We start from the raw sequence: 16,872 nt of genomic DNA, 5'->3' as shown, positions 1-16,872 counted from the left end.
CATTCTCGTCTCGTTCACCGATCCGGTCGAGTACAGCAGCAAGTCGTTCGTGCTCATCCCGCAGAAGTGGAGTCTCGCGTCCTACGAATACATTTTGTCGACCAAAACGTTCCTCCGTTCCATGGGGATCAGCGGTATTCTCGCCGTCGGCGGTACGCTGCTCTCGCTGATCGTCACGAGCTCGCTGGCCTACGTTCTATCCAGAAGACGACTGAAAGGCAGAACGTTCATCCTGTTCGCGATTCTGATCACGATGCTGTTCAACCCGGGGATGATTCCGAACTACCTGCTTATCGACAAGCTCGGGCTGATGGACTCGATCTGGGCGCTCATTCTGCCGTCGCTCACCAGCGCGTGGTACGTGTTCCTGATGCGCAACTTCTACCTGGAAGTGCCTGACGAGCTGGAGGAAGCGGCGAAAATCGACGGTTGCTCGGACATCGGCGTCTATTTCCGGATCATGATTCCGGTCTCGGCATCGGCGATGGCGGCGTTCGGCTTATTCTTCGCGGTGGCGTACTGGAACACCTATTTCGCCGGTGTGCTCTACATCAACTCCGACTCGCTCCGTCCGATGCAGGTTATTCTGCAATTGATGCTCGTTCAGTCTTCGACGCAAGTCGCCGATCCGTCGGTGGCGCAGATGCTCGGCAGCGAGCAGGTGATGCCGCCGCAGGTCATCAAGATGGCCGCGGTCGTCATTTCGTCGATTCCGATCGTCATCGTCTATCCGTTCCTGCAGAAATATTTCACGCAAGGCATGATGGTGGGCTCTGTCAAAGGCTAGTCCGCCTGCCCTATACTTGAGAGGTGGTGGTATCCGGTACATTGGGGCAACACGAGCATGCGTTATTTGGGATGTAGGGTCAAAATCATGTACGAATACCAGGGAGGTCATTCCATGAAAAAGCTTCACACTCGTCTCGCGGCCTGCGTCGTCTGCGCCGCCATGCTGACAACGCTCGCCGCATGCGGCGGCAACAACAATAACGGCGGCAACAGCGCGGCCTCGAACGCGGGAACAAGCAACGCAAGCGCCAACGCAGGCAAAGAAGAGAAAAAAGCCGAGCCGACCGATATTACGATCACGACGATCACGTTCGCGGAATCGCCTCCGAACGATCTGGAAGCCATCAAGCAGATCAATGAAAAGCTGAACATTAACCTGAAAGTCAACTATATCCCGGCGAACAACATTACCGAGAAGCTGACGGCGCTGCTTGCGGGCAACAACCTTACGGACGTTATGTTCGTCGAGGACCTCAACTTGACGCCGACGTACGCGAACGCGATCGACCAAGGCGCTTTCTGGGATTTGACGGACTATATTAAAGATTATCCGAGCCTCGCCGCGTATCCGGAGAACATCTGGAGCAACGTGAAGTACAAAGGCAAAATCATGTCGCTGCCGCGCGTTCGTCCGCTCAATGGCCAATCCGCGCTCATGTTCCGCCAAGACTGGCTCGATAAGCTCGGTCTGAAGGCGCCGACGACGATGGAGGAGCTGGACAAGGTGCTGACGGCGTTCACGCAGAACGATCCGGACGGCAATGGCAAGAAGGACACATACGGCGCGGTCTTCATGGGCTCCCCGAACCCGAACCTGCCGTATTATATGTTCGGCACGGGGACGAACTGGAAGGATGACGGCAACGGCAATCTCATTCCGGACTGGTGGACGCCGCAGTTCAAGGACAATCTGGCGTTCTTCAATGAAGAGTTCAAGAAAGGCAACATCATCCCGGATATGCCGGTGCTGAAGAGCGTACAGGTGAAGGAGAACATCCTGCAGAATAAAGCGGGCATGTGGTACGGCAACGTCAACGACGGCTGGAACTTCCAGTTCGAGCTGAACAAAACGAACCCGAACGCGGTCATCAAAGCGTATCCGTTCCCAGCAGCAGCCGACGGCAAAACGTACTACAACGAAGCGCCGGGCTTCTATGGCCAGCTGTTCGTCAGCAAGAAAGTGAGCGAAGAGAAGCTGAAGAAGATTCTCGAGTTCTATGACTACACGGCGACCAAAGAAGGCTATGACCTGATCTCGTACGGCATTAAAGACAAAGATTACACGGTCGACGAAGCGGGCTTCATCACGCAGACGGACGCGGGCAAGGCAGCCGGCTACGGCCAAACGAACCAAATGCTCTCCGGCTACTTCAACGAATACGGCCGCGCGGAAGCGGCGGGCATGCCGGCCGATGTGCGCGAGTACAATCATCAGCTCGTCGATTCGATCAAGCCGAACGCGATTCCGGATCCGACGTACGGCCTGCCGGCGACGGATGGCTTCAAGGAGAGAGGCGCGGACTGGAACAAGAAGCGCTTCGACATGATCGTCAACGTCATCATTGGCCAGAGCAAGCTGGAAGATTGGGACAAGTTCGTCGAGACATTCAAGAACGACGCCAACTTCAAGAAGCACGTCGAAGATACGAACGCGATGTACAAAGAGAAAGTCAGCCAGCAGTAATTACGCGTTTGTCCTTGTCCATACGCGGCGAAATCGCCCGCGAATCGCACGTGAATCAACCGCTGATCGTAACGTGGTTCGCGTCGCTAGCGGCAAAGGCGATGACATAACGGCGATTTCCGGGGATAAGACGTTATCGTCGTATCCCTGAAGCGTAAGTTCAGCTCCATCGGTCCAGCGCTTGCGCCTTGCGGAGCGCAGGCAGGGACGATGGAGCTTTTTAACATCCGGCGGGACAGATCAAGAGAGAAGAGGTGGCCTATTATGTGGCAGGATGCGATTGCGGCCGCCATGGAGACGGTGCGCGCGAATATCGTAAGCCATCCGGGGCGGTTCCCGCATATTACCGAAGGACGGAAGTATGAGTGGGGCGGCAATGACGACTGGATTGAAGGCTTCTATACGGGGCTCGCGTGGTTGTCCTACGAATATAGCGGCGACGAATGGTTCAAGGCTGCGGCGGAAGCGCAGCTGGAGAGTTACGCGCATCGACTGAAGCATCATATCGTGCTTGACCATCATGACATCGGGTTCCTGTACTCACCGTCGGCCATCGCGCAGTGGCGCATCACGGGACACGAAGGAGCAAGGGAGCTGGCGCTAGCGGCGGCGGACAAGCTTGCGGATCGGTATCGTCCAGCGTATGGCGCGATTCAGGCGTGGGGCAAGGAGGGCGACCCGGCCAATGGCGGGCGCATCATTATCGATTGTCTGCTGAATTTGCCGCTGCTCTATTGGGCGCACGAGCAGACCGGCGAACAGCGGTACTACGACATCGCGACGAAGCATGCGCAGAAGAGCCTGCGGTTCCTCGTGCGAGGCGACGGTTCGAGCTATCATACGTTCTATTTCGATCAGGGAAGCGGCGCGGCGCTGCATGGCGGCACCCATCAAGGCTACCAGGACGGCTCGACGTGGACGCGCGGCCAGGCATGGGGAATTTACGGGTTCGCGCTGAGCTACCGGTATACGAAGGATCCGGCGTATTTGGATGCCTCCAAGCGGCTTGCGCTTTATTACATCGAGCACCTGCCCGAAGATCACGTCGCGTATTGGGACTTCGACGTCGAGATAACCGAAGGAACGCCGCGCGACAGCTCGGCTTCAGCCATTGCCGCCTGCGGCCTGCTCGAGCTGCTGGAGCAGCTTCCGCTAACCGATGCCGACCGGAATTACTTCTCGGGTGCGCTCTCCGACATGATGGGATCCCTGGCGGAGACGTATTCGACCCGTTCGATCCGAGGCGCGGAAGGTCTGCTGCAGCATGGCTCCTACCATGTGCGCGGCGAACGGGCGCCGGACGACTACATGATCTGGGGCGATTATTTCTATTTGGAAGCACTCGTGCGGATGAGCCGAGGTATCAAAGGCTACTGGTAGACGCGTGGAATCAAGCACCTTTCATTCTTCGAATGAAGGGTGCTTTTTCTGCTGCAGCTTTGGCCTGCAAGGTCATTTCGTTTCCTGAAATTAGGAGGGTTGGTGTCAGCTAAGCCATCACCTTTACTCGGGCACCGTACTGCCGTCTCAACGACAAACGCTTACAATTGACATCGGCGCGGTGGCGGAGAGCGGGCGGACGCCGAGCCGAGCGGAGGATGGGGAGAAGGGTTAGCCTCGTGGAAGCAGTCGACGTTGTAAGCGTTGTTATGCAAACTTTAATCATAAAAATACAAATCGACACGGTGTTTAAGGTGTAATTATGCTAGTGATTACTTCATGTAATATTATACTAAATGCATTATAGTGAATAATTATGTATTTACATGTATAACAATCAAAATGTTATTTAATATCACATAATTCATGCAAAAAAATGAATTGACATAACTTTTAGTCTATTAATATACTGTTATTACGCAAAAATTAGAAATTAATACCGATTTGAGTCATGATATATTACATAATTTAGTTTTTTAAGGGTGTATTCATAGTTCACATAGAGATGACATGTAATAGGGGGTAGAAAATGGGTCAGACCTTACTCGAAATTGCCAACCTGCAGACTCATTTTAAGACGGACCGTGGCGTCATTCCGGCCGTCGACGGCGTCGATCTAACCGTTCGCAAAGGCGAAATCGTCGGCATCGTCGGGGAATCCGGCTGCGGCAAGAGCGTCACTTCGCTCTCGATCATGCAGCTGCTGCCCAAGCCGGTCGGCAGCATCGCGGGCGGCTCGATCCGATTCAAGGACGAGGATATCGCGAAGGCCGGCGAGAGTCGGATGCGCCGAATTCGCGGCGAAGAGATCTCGATGATTTTCCAGGAGCCGATGACCTCGCTCAATCCGCTGCTCACAATTGGCGACCAGATCGCCGAGACGCTGCGCATTCACCGGAAGATCAGCAAGAAAGATGCGAAGGCGCACGCCGTGGCGATGCTGAAGAAAGTCGGTATCCCGCGCGCCGAGCAGATCGTCAGTGAATATCCACACCGCTTGTCGGGCGGTATGCGGCAGCGCGTCATGATCGCCATCGCGCTCTGCTGCGAGCCGGAGCTGCTCATCGCCGACGAGCCGACGACAGCGCTCGACGTGACGATTCAGGCGCAAATTCTCGACCTCATGAAGAAACTCAACGAGGAGACAGGCACGGCCATCCTGATGATCACGCACGATCTGGGCGTCGTTGCGGAGATGTGCCAGCGCGTCGTCGTCATGTACGCGGGCAAAGTGGTGGAGGAAGGCACGGTGGAGGAAGTATTCCGCAATCCGCAGCATCCGTACACCAAGGGACTCATCCGCTCCATCCCGCGCATGGAAGATGACGTTCACAGACTGTATTCCATCAAGGGCAGCGTTCCGCTCCCGGGTACGATCAAGCAAGGCTGCCGGTTCGCGCCGCGCTGCGAATACGCGATGGACCGCTGCGCGTCCGAGTTGCCGGAGCTGGTGCAGTCGGGCGAGGAAGCGGGACACCGGTCCCGCTGCTGGCTGAACGGGTAGAGAGGGGACGAGCACATGACACAGAACTTACTGGAAGTAAACGAACTGTCCACTTACTATCCGATTCGCAAAGGACTTCTGCAGCGGGAGGTTGGACATGTCAAGGCGGTCGACGGCGTATCGTTCGCGGTGAAGGAAGGGGAATCCTTCGGCATCGTGGGCGAGAGCGGCTGCGGCAAATCGACGACGGGCCGATCGCTCCTGCGTTTGATCGAACCGACCTCGGGACAAGTGCTGTTCCAAGGCGAAGACGTGACGAAGCTCTCCAAGGAAGAGATGCGCCTTAAGCGCAGGGAGATGCAGATCATTTTCCAAGATCCCTTCGCTTCGCTTAATCCGCGGCACAAGGTCCGCAAGATTCTAGAGGAGCCGCTCATCGTGCACGGCATCGGCGACGCGAAGGAGCGCAAGCGGCTGGTCGAAGAGCTGATCGTCACGGTCGGCCTGAACGTCTCGCAGCTGGACCGCTATCCGCATCAGTTCTCCGGCGGGCAGCGTCAGCGGATCGCGATTGCCAAGGCGCTCATGCTGAAGCCGAAGCTGATCGTCGCGGACGAGCCGGTATCGGCGCTCGACGTCTCGATTCAATCGCAGATTCTCAATCTGATGCAGGACCTGCAGGAGAGCTTCAAGCTTACTTACGTCTTCATCGCGCATGATCTTAGCGTCGTGAAGCATTTCTGCGACCGGGTCGCGGTAATGTACTTGGGGCGTATCGTAGAGATTGCGGATAAGCATTCTCTGTATAGCAAACCTCATCATCCGTATACCCAAGCGCTTTTGTCCGCTGCTCCATCACCGGAACCGGGCGCCGCGAAGGAGCGCATTCTGCTTCAAGGCGAGGTGCCTAGCCCGGCGAACGTCCCGGCTGGCTGCGTATTCAACACGCGCTGCCCGGCCGCGACCGATCGGTGCCGTACCGAACGCCCCGTGCTTCAGCAGACGGGCGGGGATCATTTCGTGGCTTGTCATCTCTATCCCGCCGCAGGGCAAGGATGAGATCGCGCAATCATACAGAGCGACATCAACTATTATAAGGAGTGGGTCTCATGAGCAACAAAAATTGGATCAAGGGCGGCGCAGCCGTCGTGCTGGCGACATCGGTCTTACTGGCCGGCTGCAGCAGCAACGAAGGCAACAACGCGGCGAACAACCAGCCGAAGGCAGAGAATACGAACGCGGTTACGGAAGGCGCGAATAACGGTGCAGCTTCGGGAGCGTCCACGCAAGATACGCTCATCGTCGCACGCGGCGGCGACTCGGCGGCGCTTGATCCGTCCATCGTAACAGACGGCGAATCGTTCAAGGCGACGCAGCAAATTTTCGACACGCTGCTCGATTACAAGGAAGGCACGACGGAAATCGAAGGCGCGCTTGCCGAGAGCTGGGAGAACTCCCCGGACGGTCTGACGTATACGTTCAAGCTTCGCCAAGGCGTCAAATTCCATGACGGCACCGACTTCAACGCCGAAGCGGTCGCATTCAACTTCAACCGTTGGCTCGATCCGAAGAGCCCGTTCAAATTCGAAGGCGATTCCTTCGACTACTTCGATTCCATGTTCGGTCCGGACGGCAGCCGCGTCATCAAGGAAGTAAAGGCGGTCGACGCGAACACGGTTCAGTTCACGCTGAACAAACCGCAAGCGCCTTTCCTTCAGAACCTGGCGATGCCGGCGTTCGCGATCGGCTCCCCGAAAGCGATCGAAGAGAAGAAAGAGAAGTTCAAATCCGAGCCTGTCGGCACCGGCCCGTTCGTGTTCAAAGAGTGGAAGCGCAACGAGTCCATCACGGTCGAGAAGAACCCGAACTTCTGGCAAGAAGGACTGCCTAAGCTGAACCGCGTCATCATCACGGTCATCCCGGACAACTCCGCGCGCTTCACGGCGCTGCAGAACGGCGAGATCGACATGATGGAAGGCGTTAATCCGGACGACCTGAGCAAGCTGGAGTCCGATACGAATCTGCAGAAGATCGAGCGCGCGTCCTTCAACGTCGGCTACCTCGGCTTCAACCTGAAGAAGGCACCGTTCGATAATGTGAAAGTCCGCGTCGCGCTTAACCACGCGGTCAACAAAGAAGGCATCATCAATGCGTTCTACGGCGGCCTTGCGGAGCCGGCGAAGAACCCGATGCCGCCTTCGACGCTCGGTTACAACGACGAGGTGCAGGATTACCCGTACGATCTCGAGAAAGCGAAGCAATTGCTGGCTGAAGCGGGCTACCCGAACGGTCTGCCTGAGCCGCTGACGTTCTATGCGATGCCGGTTGCCCGTCCGTACATGCCGGATGGCAAGAAAGTCGCGGAAGCAATCCAAGCGGACTTCGATAAGATTGGCGTCAAGACGAATATCGTATCGCCGGAATGGGCGACTTACCTGGACGATACGCAGAAGGGCGACAAGGACGACCTGTACATGCTTGGCTGGCAGGGCGATAACGGCGACCCGGACAACTTCCTGTACGCGCTGCTCGACAAAGACAGCATCGGCAGCAACAACTACAGCTTCTACGACAACGAGGAAGTGCACAAGCTGCTCGTAGCCGGCCAATCCGAGACCGATCCGGCGAAGCGCGAAGGGCTGTACAAGCAGGCCCAGGTGCTGATCAAAGCGGACGCGCCTTGGGTACCGCTCGTTCACTCCACGCCGCTGCTGGCGGGCAAAGCGAACCTGGACGGCTACATCCCGTCGCCGACCGGCTCTGAAGCATACGACACAATTTCCTTTAAATAAGAAGCAGCAAGTTTGGACTCCACGCGAGGCGGTAGGTCACCTACCGCCTTCTACTTTCTAATAAAAGGGTGACGGTTGCATGCTAAATTACACCGTTCGACGCTTGCTGATGCTCATTCCGGTTCTGCTAGGCATGACGATCATCGTGTTTGCTATCATCCATGCCATACCCGGCGATCCGGCTGATGTCATTCTCGGGGAGAAGGCAAGCCCGGAATCGAAGGCGGCGCTGCGGCAGGAATTGAAGCTGGATGAACCGCTGTACATCCAGTACGGCGATTATTTGAAGAAGCTCGTAACGGGCGATCTGGGCACGTCGATCAAGACGAAGGAGCCGATCGCCAAGGAAATCTGGCCATATCTGGCGGCAACGCTGGAGCTGACGATCGTCGCGATGGCGCTAGCCGTCTTTGTCGGCGTCAATGCCGGCATTATTAGCGCTTGGAAGCACAATTCGTGGTTCGATTACTTGTGCATGCTCATCGCCCTCATCGGGGTTTCGATGCCAATCTTCTGGATCGGTCTGATGGAGCAGTGGATTTTCGCGCTTAAGCTGCACTGGCTGCCGTCCATCGGGCGGATGAACCCGCGCGATCCGATCGACGCCGTTACGAATTTGTACGTCATCGACGCGATGATTGCCGGACGTTGGGATCAAGTATGGACCGCGATCAAGCACTTGATTCTCCCGGGTATCGCGCTTGGCACTATTCCGATGGCGATCATCGCCCGGATGACGCGCTCCAGCATGCTCGAAGTGCTCCGCTCCGACTACATCCGCACCGCGCGTTCCAAAGGGTTGTCCCAATTCTGGGTCATCTATCGGCACGCGCTTCGCAACGCGTTCATCCCGGTGCTGACCATTATCGGTCTGCAGACAGGGCTGCTGCTCGGCGGCGCGGTATTAACCGAGACGATCTTCGCTTGGCCGGGTATCGGCCGGTATATCTTCGAAGCGATCAGCTCCCGGGATTATCCGGTCATCCAGTCGGGCATTCTCATCATCGCGTTTATTTTCGTCATGATCAATTTGCTGATCGACCTGCTCTACGCGGCCGTCGATCCGCGAATCAGCTATGAATAGGAGGAGTGCGCCATGTCTCAAATCGTAACGAACGTTCAACCACAGCAAGCGGGCGCGGCAGCTTCGACCAATCCATGGCTGGAAGGCTGGAGAAGTTTTCGGAAGAACAAGATGGCCCTCGTCGGCCTCGGCATTATCATATTCTTCATCCTCGTCGCCATTGCGGCGCCGCTGCTCACAAGTTATGACTACAAAGAGCAGGATTTGATGAACCGGCTGCAGAAGCCGAGCGGCGATCACTGGTTCGGCACGGACGATCTCGGCCGGGATATTTATACCCGAATCGTGTACGGCACGCGGATCTCGCTCTGGGTCGGCATTAGCTCGGTCATCGGCTCCATCGCCGTCGGCACGCTGCTCGGCATCGCTGCCGGCTACTACGGCCGCTGGCTGGACATGCTGATCTCCCGCTTCTTCGACATTCTGCTTGCATTCCCGGGCATTCTGCTCGCGATTGCGATCGTAGCGGCGCTCGGTCCGTCGCTGCAGAATGCGCTTGTCGCGGTCGCCATCGTGAACGTGCCGGTGTTCGGGCGTCTCGTGCGCGCTCGGGTGCTCAGCATCAAGAACGAAGAGTACATCACCGCTGCGAAGGCGCTCGGCATGAAGACGCCGCGCATTCTGTTCCATCACATCCTGCCGAACTGCATGGGTCCGGTTATCGTCCAAGGCACCCTCGGCGTCGCCACCGCGATCATCGAAGCAGCCGCGCTCGGCTTCCTCGGCATGGGCGCGCAGCCGCCCGATCCGGAGTGGGGCAAGATGCTGTCCGATTCGCGCCAGTTCATCGCCAACGCGCCGTGGACCGTTATTTTCCCAGGTCTGTCGATCATGCTGACCGTGCTTGGGTTCAACCTGATGGGCGACGGCCTGCGCGACGTGCTTGATCCGCGGATGAAGAGCTAGAAGGAAGTCGATAGATACAAGAAAAGACCGCAGCGATGCGGTCTTTTTTGCGTTTCCTCAACATGTTAAGCCCCACGTCATAACCACCTGCGAACATACGAACTTCGCCCAAATAGGAATCGTTGATCAAGTGTCCACTCATGGGAATTTTTATATAGAGGAGTCTTCTACCTCGTTGGGACCGGGCTCCATACCATCTGAATGTGCAAACTGCTGCTTTCGATCTTGTTGAATCCCAGACGTTCATAGAGTCGCAATGCCGGATTGTCCGGCAGCACGCTGAGATGAATATTCTTGGCGCCGGCTTCCGCTTCGGATAGCAGTTCTTGTATGAATGCGGTACCGATGCCGAGACCGCGATAGGCCGGTAGCACGGTGATATCGACCAATGTCAAATTGCTGTCCGTCCTGTTCACTAGAGCCTGTCCGACTCTCTCGTCCCGGACATGCAAAATGAGCTGTTCGGCAGCGGGATATTGGAGCGAGTAGGAGTGTTGTCTAGCCGTCCACTGCATGTTCAGAAACTGCTGCTGCATCGTTTCGTCCCAGGCCCACGCCTGCATTTCCTCCAATCGGGTATGTACAAAAAGCTGATAGAGAAAAGAGGCATCGGACTCAATTGCGGGCATTGTGCGGATCATTTCATTCTCCTTTGATGGAACGGGATAGATGTACCTAATTTAAAATTAAGAATCATAGCACAGTTTTAGACTGAATGATTGTACGGGTAAGGGGTTTTCACTGAATAGCTTTATATTGACATGTAATTTGACTGTTTTCTACTCTTTTCATCCGTTTTCGTAAACTAGCACGCCCACTCTGAGTCGCTTCGGGAAATGGAGGCCAATAAAAACGAATAGAAATAAATTTTGTCAATTTTTGTAGAAGGGTGTAGATTAATCATGTCGAATTACTATCTCCTACAGACCAAAATTTGGTGAAAAATTGGCGCCGTGTGGATTCAAAATAGGTGTTCTCTTATCGCAGCAGGTGTATCGGATAAGATGAATTCCTTTGGGGTGATGCAAAATGCGTACCATGATTATTGATTCCGACGAGTCGGAGCTTGAGCTTTTGGAGACATTGCTTTCGGGATACGGGATCTTCGAAATTGTCGAGAAGCAGACCCGGCCTGAGCAAGTGCTGGAAACGGTTCTGAACAAGCAGGTCGAGGTGGTGTTTTTAGAAATACAACTGCCTCTAGTGAACGGCCTCCTTATCGCAGAGTCATTGTTGCAAACTGCTGCAGAGATCAAGGTTGTTTTCGTTACAAAGCATAATCATTTTGCGATCAAGGCTTTCGAGATCGGTGTATTCGATTACATTCTAAAACCGCTTGAAGCCAATCGTCTGCACAAGACTGTGAATCGACTGCTCGCCCGTCGTGAGCAAGGAAGAGGACCAGGGCGTATTCTGACGTCGGATTTTAAAGAACGATTCTTTTGCTTCGGAAAATTCGAATGGATATCGAATCGGCAATCTATGGCGGCGGTAAGATGGAGAAGATCGAAAGAACGCGAACTGATGGCGCTTTTCCTTCATTACCGGGGACAATTTGTTTCTAAGGAAAGAATTATGGAGGAGCTTTGGCCGGAAACAAGTCGGGAACAAGCGGTAGCGTTCTTGCACTCGTGTGTATACAACATTCGAAAAATGATCAAAGAATGCAACGCCGTTTTGGAATATCACAACAACAGATATCGGTTTGAAATGCAGGAAGCATGGTGTGATGCCGAGGTGTTCGAACAAATGGTCGAAAGCAGCATGCGGATTCATTCTGCGAATGTCAGCGTTTATGAGAATATAGCAGATTTATACCGCGGCGATTATTTGGAGCAAGAAGAGTTTGAATGGGTAAGAGAAAAAAGAGAGAACATGAAAAAACAATATATTTTCCTATTAAAGCGATTAGCGGAGTTCTACCTGTCCGAAAACCGGCTGCAGGAAGCGGAACGCTGTCTTCGTAAGGCCTTGCAGAAAAATCCGTATCTTGATGATATGAACGAGCTGTTGCTTAAGGTGTACACGCTGCAAGGTGACCGGTACGCAATGATTACACATTTTAATGAATTCATAACCTTATTGAATGAAGATTTGGGAATCGGTCCGAAAGCATCTACATCCGAACTCTATCAACAGCTTAGCATCGGAGTTCTTAATGGAATGGAGAAGAGCGCGGAATACGGGCAATAGCAGATAAGACATTGAAGGAACGGGATTTTGTACTAGTGCTAGCTATTGTTGATCAGAAAGTGGTCAGAGGAAGGTGATACTTTTTACCTATGAGCTCGGCAGATTTTTTTGATAAACTTCGATAATTTCTGCAAGGATCGTATCTCATATTAAAAGGGGATTTGAAGATGGAAGCATATGTAGGAATGATTATGCCATGGCCGATGGACTGGGCGCCAGCGAATTGGCTTCCTTGCGATGGACGCTTGGTGACGATTAACGGATACGAAATGCTATATTCCTTGATTGGCGTCACTTATGGCGGAGATGGAAGAACAACCTTCAAATTGCCGGATCTGCGCGGACGCGTACCGATCGGTATGGGGCAACAGCCTGGCGGAGCAAATTATGTGATCGGCACTGTAGGCGGTACGGAGACAACTGCGCTAACAACCAGCTCGTTGCCAGCGCATGTGCATACGTTTTCTGGGACCGCGAATGTAAATGTTGGAGCGCCTGCCAATACAGGCGAGCCGACGACCAGCATACCGGCAGCCAATACAAGCCTCTCGATAGGGAAAGATTCAACGGCTGGGGAAGCTAACATCTACAATACAGCGCCTCCAACGATGATGACGGCAACCATGAATGCAACCGCATCGGTTAGCGGAAGTACGGGAGTGGCAGGGGCTGGGCAGCCCTTTAACAACGTGCAGCCGTATCAGGTTATTAATTACATTATATGTGTGAATGGCTGGTATCCTCGGCGGCCTTGATAGGTGAATAATCCTGACTTATTCGTTCCCCGCACGTGAGAATGACCCATGGAGATTGCACGAAGAGATCGTATTTCATATTGAAAAGGGGTTGTAAGAGATGGACGCATATATTGGGATGATTATGCCGTGGGCACTAAATTGGGCGCCCGTGAACTGGCTTCCTTGTGACGGTCGTACGCTGCCGGTTAACCAATACCAAGCACTTTATTCCTTGATTGGCGTCACCTATGGAGGCACGCCATCGTCGACATTCAAATTACCGGATTTACGCGGACGAGCACCGATTGGTATGGGGCAGCAGCCTGGCGCAGCAAATTATGTGATCGGTACAGTTGGCGGGACGGAGACGACTGCGTTAACAACCAACCAACTGCCGGCGCATGCTCATACGTTTTCAGGGACCGCGAATGTAAGCATTGGGGCGCCTGCAAATGCTAGTGATCCGACGACGAATATACCGGCAGCCAATACAAGTCTCTCGGTAGGGAAAGATTCAACGGCTGGGGAAGCAAACCTTTACAATACTTCGCCACCAACGCTGATGACGGCGACCATGAGTGCAACCGCATCGATTAGCGGGAATACGGGAGTGGCAGGGTCTGGACAGCCCTTTAGCAACGTGCAGCCGTACCAGGTTATTAATTACATCATATGCGTGAACGGATTGTATCCTTCGCGTCCATGATGTCGATTTAGCTTTGTGTCATGCTTTCTTCGCTTGCGAGAGTAATAGGGATCGTATTTCATATTGAAAAGGGGATATGTGAGATGGAAGCATTTGTAGGGATGATTATGCCATGGCCAATGAATTGGGCGCCGGTGGATTGGCTTCCTTGTGATGGCCGGGAGTTGAACATTCAGCAATATGCAGCGTTGTATTCGCTGATTGGCGTCACTTATGGCGGGAATGCAACGACAAACTTTAAATTACCGGATCTTCGCGGACGCGTACCGGTTGGTATGGGGCAGCAGCCTGGCGGAGCCAATTATGTGATTGGCACTGTTGGCGGTACGGAGACGACTACGCTAACAAACAGCCAGCTGCCTCCGCATAATCATACGTTTTCAGGAACCGCGAATGTAAGCATTGGAGCCCCTGCCAATACGGGCGATGCGACAACCAATACGCCGGCGGCCAATACAAGTCTCTCTGTAGCGAAAGATTCATCGGGAGATGTAGCTAACATTTACAATACGACGGCCCCCACGATGATGACGGCATCCATGAATGCAACCGCCTCGGTTAGCGGGACTACGGGAGTGGCGGGGACTGGAATGCCATTTAGCAACGTGCAGCCGTACCAAACGATTAATTACATCATATGCGTGAACGGATTGTATCCTCAGCGGCCTTAGCGGGACGGTTAATTCTGTATACAATTCTTGCAGTGCATGAATGTTAAAAGGGGATGGGTAAGGTGGAAGCATATATAGGGATGATTATGCCGTGGTCACTGAACTGGGCGCCAGTGGATTGGCTGCCCTGTGATGGCCGGGAGTTGAACGTCCAGCAGTATCAGGCGTTGTACTCTTTAATCGGCAACACCTATGGCGGAACTGCACCGAGGACATTCAAATTACCGGATTTGCGCGGACGCGTACCGGTTGGGATGGGGCAGCAGCCTGGCGGAACGAATTATGTGATCAGTACAGTTGGGGGAACGGAGACGACCGCGCTAACATCCAATCAGCTGCCTGCGCATAATCATACGGTTTCAGGGACCGCGAACGTAAGCGTTGGAGCGCCTGCCAATACGGGCGAACCGACGACCAATACGCCAGCGGCCAATACAAGTCTCTCCAAAGCGCAAGATTCAACGGCTGGGGAAGCGAACATTTACAATACCTCGCCTCCAACGATGATGACGGCAACCATGAATACAACCGCATCGGTTAGCGGAACTACGGGAGTGGCGGGATCCGGAATGCCGTTTAGCAATGTGCAGCCTTACCAAGTCATTAATTACATCATATGCGTGAGTGGTTTGTATCCTCCGAAACCTTAGTGGCTGCGTTGTTTAATAGTACGGTTCCAACTTGTTAGAATAGCCGTTGTTCATAGGAAAGGTGCGAACAGCAGAGAGGCAATTCTAATGAAGGTCAGGGAGTTTGTTGCGTTATGCAATGGACTCCTTGATCTTGTTTCAGGCGAACTAGATTACTTTTTTATTATCTATACGTATAGCTTCAATAGAATAGAAACAGGCTTAAAGAGGTGGAATTATGGGACAAAGCAGGTCATCTCTGAAAGAGATGAAATGGATTGCGTGGCTATGTATAGCTATAGTTTTTGCCGCTCCTTTACAATCGGTGATTGCTCCACAACACGTGTATGCGGCTACGACACCGAGCAGTGAGAATTTTGATAGTGCTACAACTGGTACTGCTACGACTTCGATTGACCATGGAGACTGGACCTTTAGTGCAGCTAGTACGGACGGAACCAGTACGCCTAGGGTGCAACTCAGAAAGGTAAGTCCTAACACTACCAACGACATTATGTTTTTAGGCAATCTTAACAAGGGTCCGACGGAATATGGGCGTGTTAAATCCAAGACGGGACCATTTAAGCTTTCATCATTTAGAGTCATCGAGCGAAATGCTACTGCTAATCAATATACAGTGACAGGATATTTAGACGGAAATCCAGTAGCGAATGCTGTAAAGATATTCACTCCTGTATACACCCAATTTTATACGGTGGATTTCTCCAGCGAACCATCATGGGGCAATATTGATGAGTTTCGAATTAGTGCAAATTCCAAGGTTTCAGTGGATATGGATGATCTAACAGTCGGTGATCCTGTAGGAGTTACTAACGCAGCGACGCCGAGCATCGACACGCAGCCGTCCGACAAAACGGTGAACGTAGGCGGCAGCGCCAACCTGACAGTCGCGGCAAGCGGCGGGGTAGCGCTGAGCTACCAGTGGTACAGCAACACGACGAACAGCACGAGCGGCGGCACGCTGATTACCGGTGCAACGAGCGCAACCTATGCAGCGCCGACCGGCACAGCAGGCACGACGTATTACTACGTCGTCGTAACCAACACGGATACGGGGGCAACGGGCCAGCAAACGGCAACCGCAACGAGCAGCGTAGCGAAGGTGCAAGTGAACGCGTTAACTAACGCGGCGACACCGAGCATTGATACGCAGCCGTCCGACAAAACGGTGAACGTGGGCGGCAGCGCTAACCTGACAGTCGCGGCAAGCGGCGGCGTAGCGTTGAGCTACCAGTGGTACAGCAACACGACGAACAGCACGAGCGGCGGCACGATGATTACCGGCGCAACAAGCGCCACCTATGCGGCGCCGACGGGTATAGCGGGCACGACGTATTACTATGTAATCGTGACGAACACAGATGCAGGTGCAACAGGCCAACAAACCGCAGCGTCAACGAGCAGCGTAGCGAAGGTGCAAGTGAACGCGTTAACCAACGCAGCAGCACCGAGCATTGACACGCAGCCGTCCGACAAAACGGTCAACGTGGGCGGCACCGCTAACTTGACAGTCGCGGCAAGCGGCGGCGTAGCGTTGAGTTACCAGTGGTACAGCAACACGACAAACAGCACGAGCGGCGGCACGCTGATTACCGGCGCAACGAGCGCAACCTATGTAGCTCCGACGGGTACAGCGGGCACGACGTACTACTATGTAATCGTGACGAACACGGACACGGGCGCAACGGGCCAGCAAACGGCAACGGCAACGAGCAGCGTAGCGAAGGTGCAAGTCAACGCGCTGACGAATGCCGCGTCACCAAGCATCGATACGCA

The 16,872-nt window shown here is 53.9% G+C and carries 15 protein-coding genes; 14 read left to right on the top strand and 1 reads right to left on the bottom strand.

The annotated features are described in order from the left end of the window. Window positions 1-49: 49 nt before the first annotated feature. The 8 genes from ACFFSY_RS09010 (at window position 50) to ACFFSY_RS08975 (ending at window position 10,139) form a co-directional block, all read left to right on the top strand. Window positions 50-787, top strand: coding sequence for a carbohydrate ABC transporter permease (locus tag ACFFSY_RS09010; RefSeq protein ID WP_377492971.1), 738 nt, complete (start codon window positions 50-52; stop codon window positions 785-787). Window positions 788-901: 114 nt separating this feature from the next. Then, complete coding sequence (locus tag ACFFSY_RS09005; RefSeq protein ID WP_377492969.1) at window positions 902-2,473, top strand: extracellular solute-binding protein; 1,572 nt, start codon at window positions 902-904, stop codon at window positions 2,471-2,473. A gap of 264 nt (window positions 2,474-2,737) precedes the next feature. Continuing rightward, a complete protein-coding gene (locus ACFFSY_RS09000; RefSeq protein WP_377492967.1) occupies window positions 2,738-3,853 on the top strand; it encodes a glycoside hydrolase family 88 protein in 1,116 nt (371 codons plus the stop codon). A 589-nt stretch (window positions 3,854-4,442) separates the two neighbouring features. Continuing rightward, complete coding sequence (locus tag ACFFSY_RS08995; protein WP_377492965.1) at window positions 4,443-5,417, top strand: ABC transporter ATP-binding protein; 975 nt, start codon at window positions 4,443-4,445, stop codon at window positions 5,415-5,417. Between the two features lie 15 nt (window positions 5,418-5,432). Continuing rightward, window positions 5,433-6,416, top strand: coding sequence for an ABC transporter ATP-binding protein (locus ACFFSY_RS08990; protein WP_377492963.1), 984 nt, complete (start codon window positions 5,433-5,435; stop codon window positions 6,414-6,416). A 50-nt stretch (window positions 6,417-6,466) separates the two neighbouring features. Next, window positions 6,467-8,149, top strand: coding sequence for an ABC transporter substrate-binding protein (locus ACFFSY_RS08985; RefSeq protein WP_377492961.1), 1,683 nt, complete (start codon window positions 6,467-6,469; stop codon window positions 8,147-8,149). Window positions 8,150-8,228: 79 nt separating this feature from the next. Next, on the top strand, window positions 8,229-9,233 hold the full coding sequence (locus tag ACFFSY_RS08980; protein ID WP_377492959.1) for an ABC transporter permease: 1,005 nt from the start codon (window positions 8,229-8,231) through the stop codon (window positions 9,231-9,233). Between the two features lie 12 nt (window positions 9,234-9,245). Further along, window positions 9,246-10,139, top strand: coding sequence for an ABC transporter permease (locus tag ACFFSY_RS08975; RefSeq protein WP_377492957.1), 894 nt, complete (start codon window positions 9,246-9,248; stop codon window positions 10,137-10,139). A 167-nt stretch (window positions 10,140-10,306) separates the two neighbouring features. Here the strand turns inward: ACFFSY_RS08975 and ACFFSY_RS08970 are convergent, their stop codons facing one another. Further along, a complete protein-coding gene (locus ACFFSY_RS08970) occupies window positions 10,307-10,780 on the bottom strand; it encodes a GNAT family N-acetyltransferase (RefSeq protein ID WP_377492955.1) in 474 nt (157 codons plus the stop codon). 388 nt (window positions 10,781-11,168) lie between these two features. Here ACFFSY_RS08970 and ACFFSY_RS08965 point away from each other — a divergent pair, with 388 nt between their 5' ends. The 6 genes from ACFFSY_RS08965 to ACFFSY_RS08940 all read left to right on the top strand — a co-directional run. Further along, entirely contained in the window at window positions 11,169-12,332 is a 1,164-nt protein-coding gene (locus tag ACFFSY_RS08965; protein WP_377492953.1) for a response regulator, read from the top strand. Window positions 12,333-12,499: 167 nt separating this feature from the next. After that, window positions 12,500-13,087, top strand: a complete 588-nt coding sequence (locus tag ACFFSY_RS08960) for a phage tail protein (protein WP_377492951.1) — start codon at window positions 12,500-12,502, stop codon at window positions 13,085-13,087. A 100-nt stretch (window positions 13,088-13,187) separates the two neighbouring features. After that, entirely contained in the window at window positions 13,188-13,775 is a 588-nt protein-coding gene (locus ACFFSY_RS08955; protein ID WP_377492949.1) for a phage tail protein, read from the top strand. A gap of 83 nt (window positions 13,776-13,858) precedes the next feature. Next, window positions 13,859-14,446 carry a phage tail protein gene (locus ACFFSY_RS08950; RefSeq protein ID WP_377492947.1) on the top strand — a complete coding sequence of 196 codons (588 nt, stop codon included), beginning with the start codon at window positions 13,859-13,861 and terminating at the stop codon, window positions 14,444-14,446. 53 nt (window positions 14,447-14,499) lie between these two features. Beyond that, entirely contained in the window at window positions 14,500-15,096 is a 597-nt protein-coding gene (locus ACFFSY_RS08945) for a phage tail protein (protein WP_377492945.1), read from the top strand. Window positions 15,097-15,868: 772 nt separating this feature from the next. After that, window positions 15,869-16,872: DUF8696 domain-containing protein (locus ACFFSY_RS08940; RefSeq protein ID WP_512699689.1), on the top strand; the 1,004-nt coding region annotated here is incomplete at its 3' end.

Source organism: Paenibacillus aurantiacus, from assembly GCF_042431225.1.
Lineage (GTDB): Bacteria > Bacillota > Bacilli > Paenibacillales > Paenibacillaceae > Paenibacillus_Z > Paenibacillus_Z aurantiacus.
Note: the sequence above shows the minus strand (reverse complement) of the source record. Positions and strands in the feature narration are given on the sequence as shown.

Bases quoted from the DNA above. Each gene is read 5' to 3' on its own strand.
- ACFFSY_RS09005 (WP_377492969.1), top strand. From the start codon at position 902: ATGAAAAAGCTTCACACTCGTCTCGCGGCCTGCGTCGTCTGCGCCGCC.
- ACFFSY_RS09000 (WP_377492967.1), top strand. From the start codon at position 2,738: ATGTGGCAGGATGCGATTGCGGCCGCCATGGAGACGGTGCGCGCGAAT.
- ACFFSY_RS08995 (WP_377492965.1), top strand. From the start codon at position 4,443: ATGGGTCAGACCTTACTCGAAATTGCCAACCTGCAGACTCATTTTAAG.
- ACFFSY_RS08990 (WP_377492963.1), top strand. From the start codon at position 5,433: ATGACACAGAACTTACTGGAAGTAAACGAACTGTCCACTTACTATCCG.
- ACFFSY_RS08985 (WP_377492961.1), top strand. From the start codon at position 6,467: ATGAGCAACAAAAATTGGATCAAGGGCGGCGCAGCCGTCGTGCTGGCG.
- ACFFSY_RS08980 (WP_377492959.1), top strand. From the start codon at position 8,229: ATGCTAAATTACACCGTTCGACGCTTGCTGATGCTCATTCCGGTTCTG.
- ACFFSY_RS08975 (WP_377492957.1), top strand. From the start codon at position 9,246: ATGTCTCAAATCGTAACGAACGTTCAACCACAGCAAGCGGGCGCGGCA.
- ACFFSY_RS08970 (WP_377492955.1), bottom strand. From the start codon at position 10,780: ATGATCCGCACAATGCCCGCAATTGAGTCCGATGCCTCTTTTCTCTAT.
- ACFFSY_RS08965 (WP_377492953.1), top strand. From the start codon at position 11,169: ATGCGTACCATGATTATTGATTCCGACGAGTCGGAGCTTGAGCTTTTG.
- ACFFSY_RS08960 (WP_377492951.1), top strand. From the start codon at position 12,500: ATGGAAGCATATGTAGGAATGATTATGCCATGGCCGATGGACTGGGCG.
- ACFFSY_RS08955 (WP_377492949.1), top strand. From the start codon at position 13,188: ATGGACGCATATATTGGGATGATTATGCCGTGGGCACTAAATTGGGCG.
- ACFFSY_RS08950 (WP_377492947.1), top strand. From the start codon at position 13,859: ATGGAAGCATTTGTAGGGATGATTATGCCATGGCCAATGAATTGGGCG.
- ACFFSY_RS08945 (WP_377492945.1), top strand. From the start codon at position 14,500: ATGGGTAAGGTGGAAGCATATATAGGGATGATTATGCCGTGGTCACTG.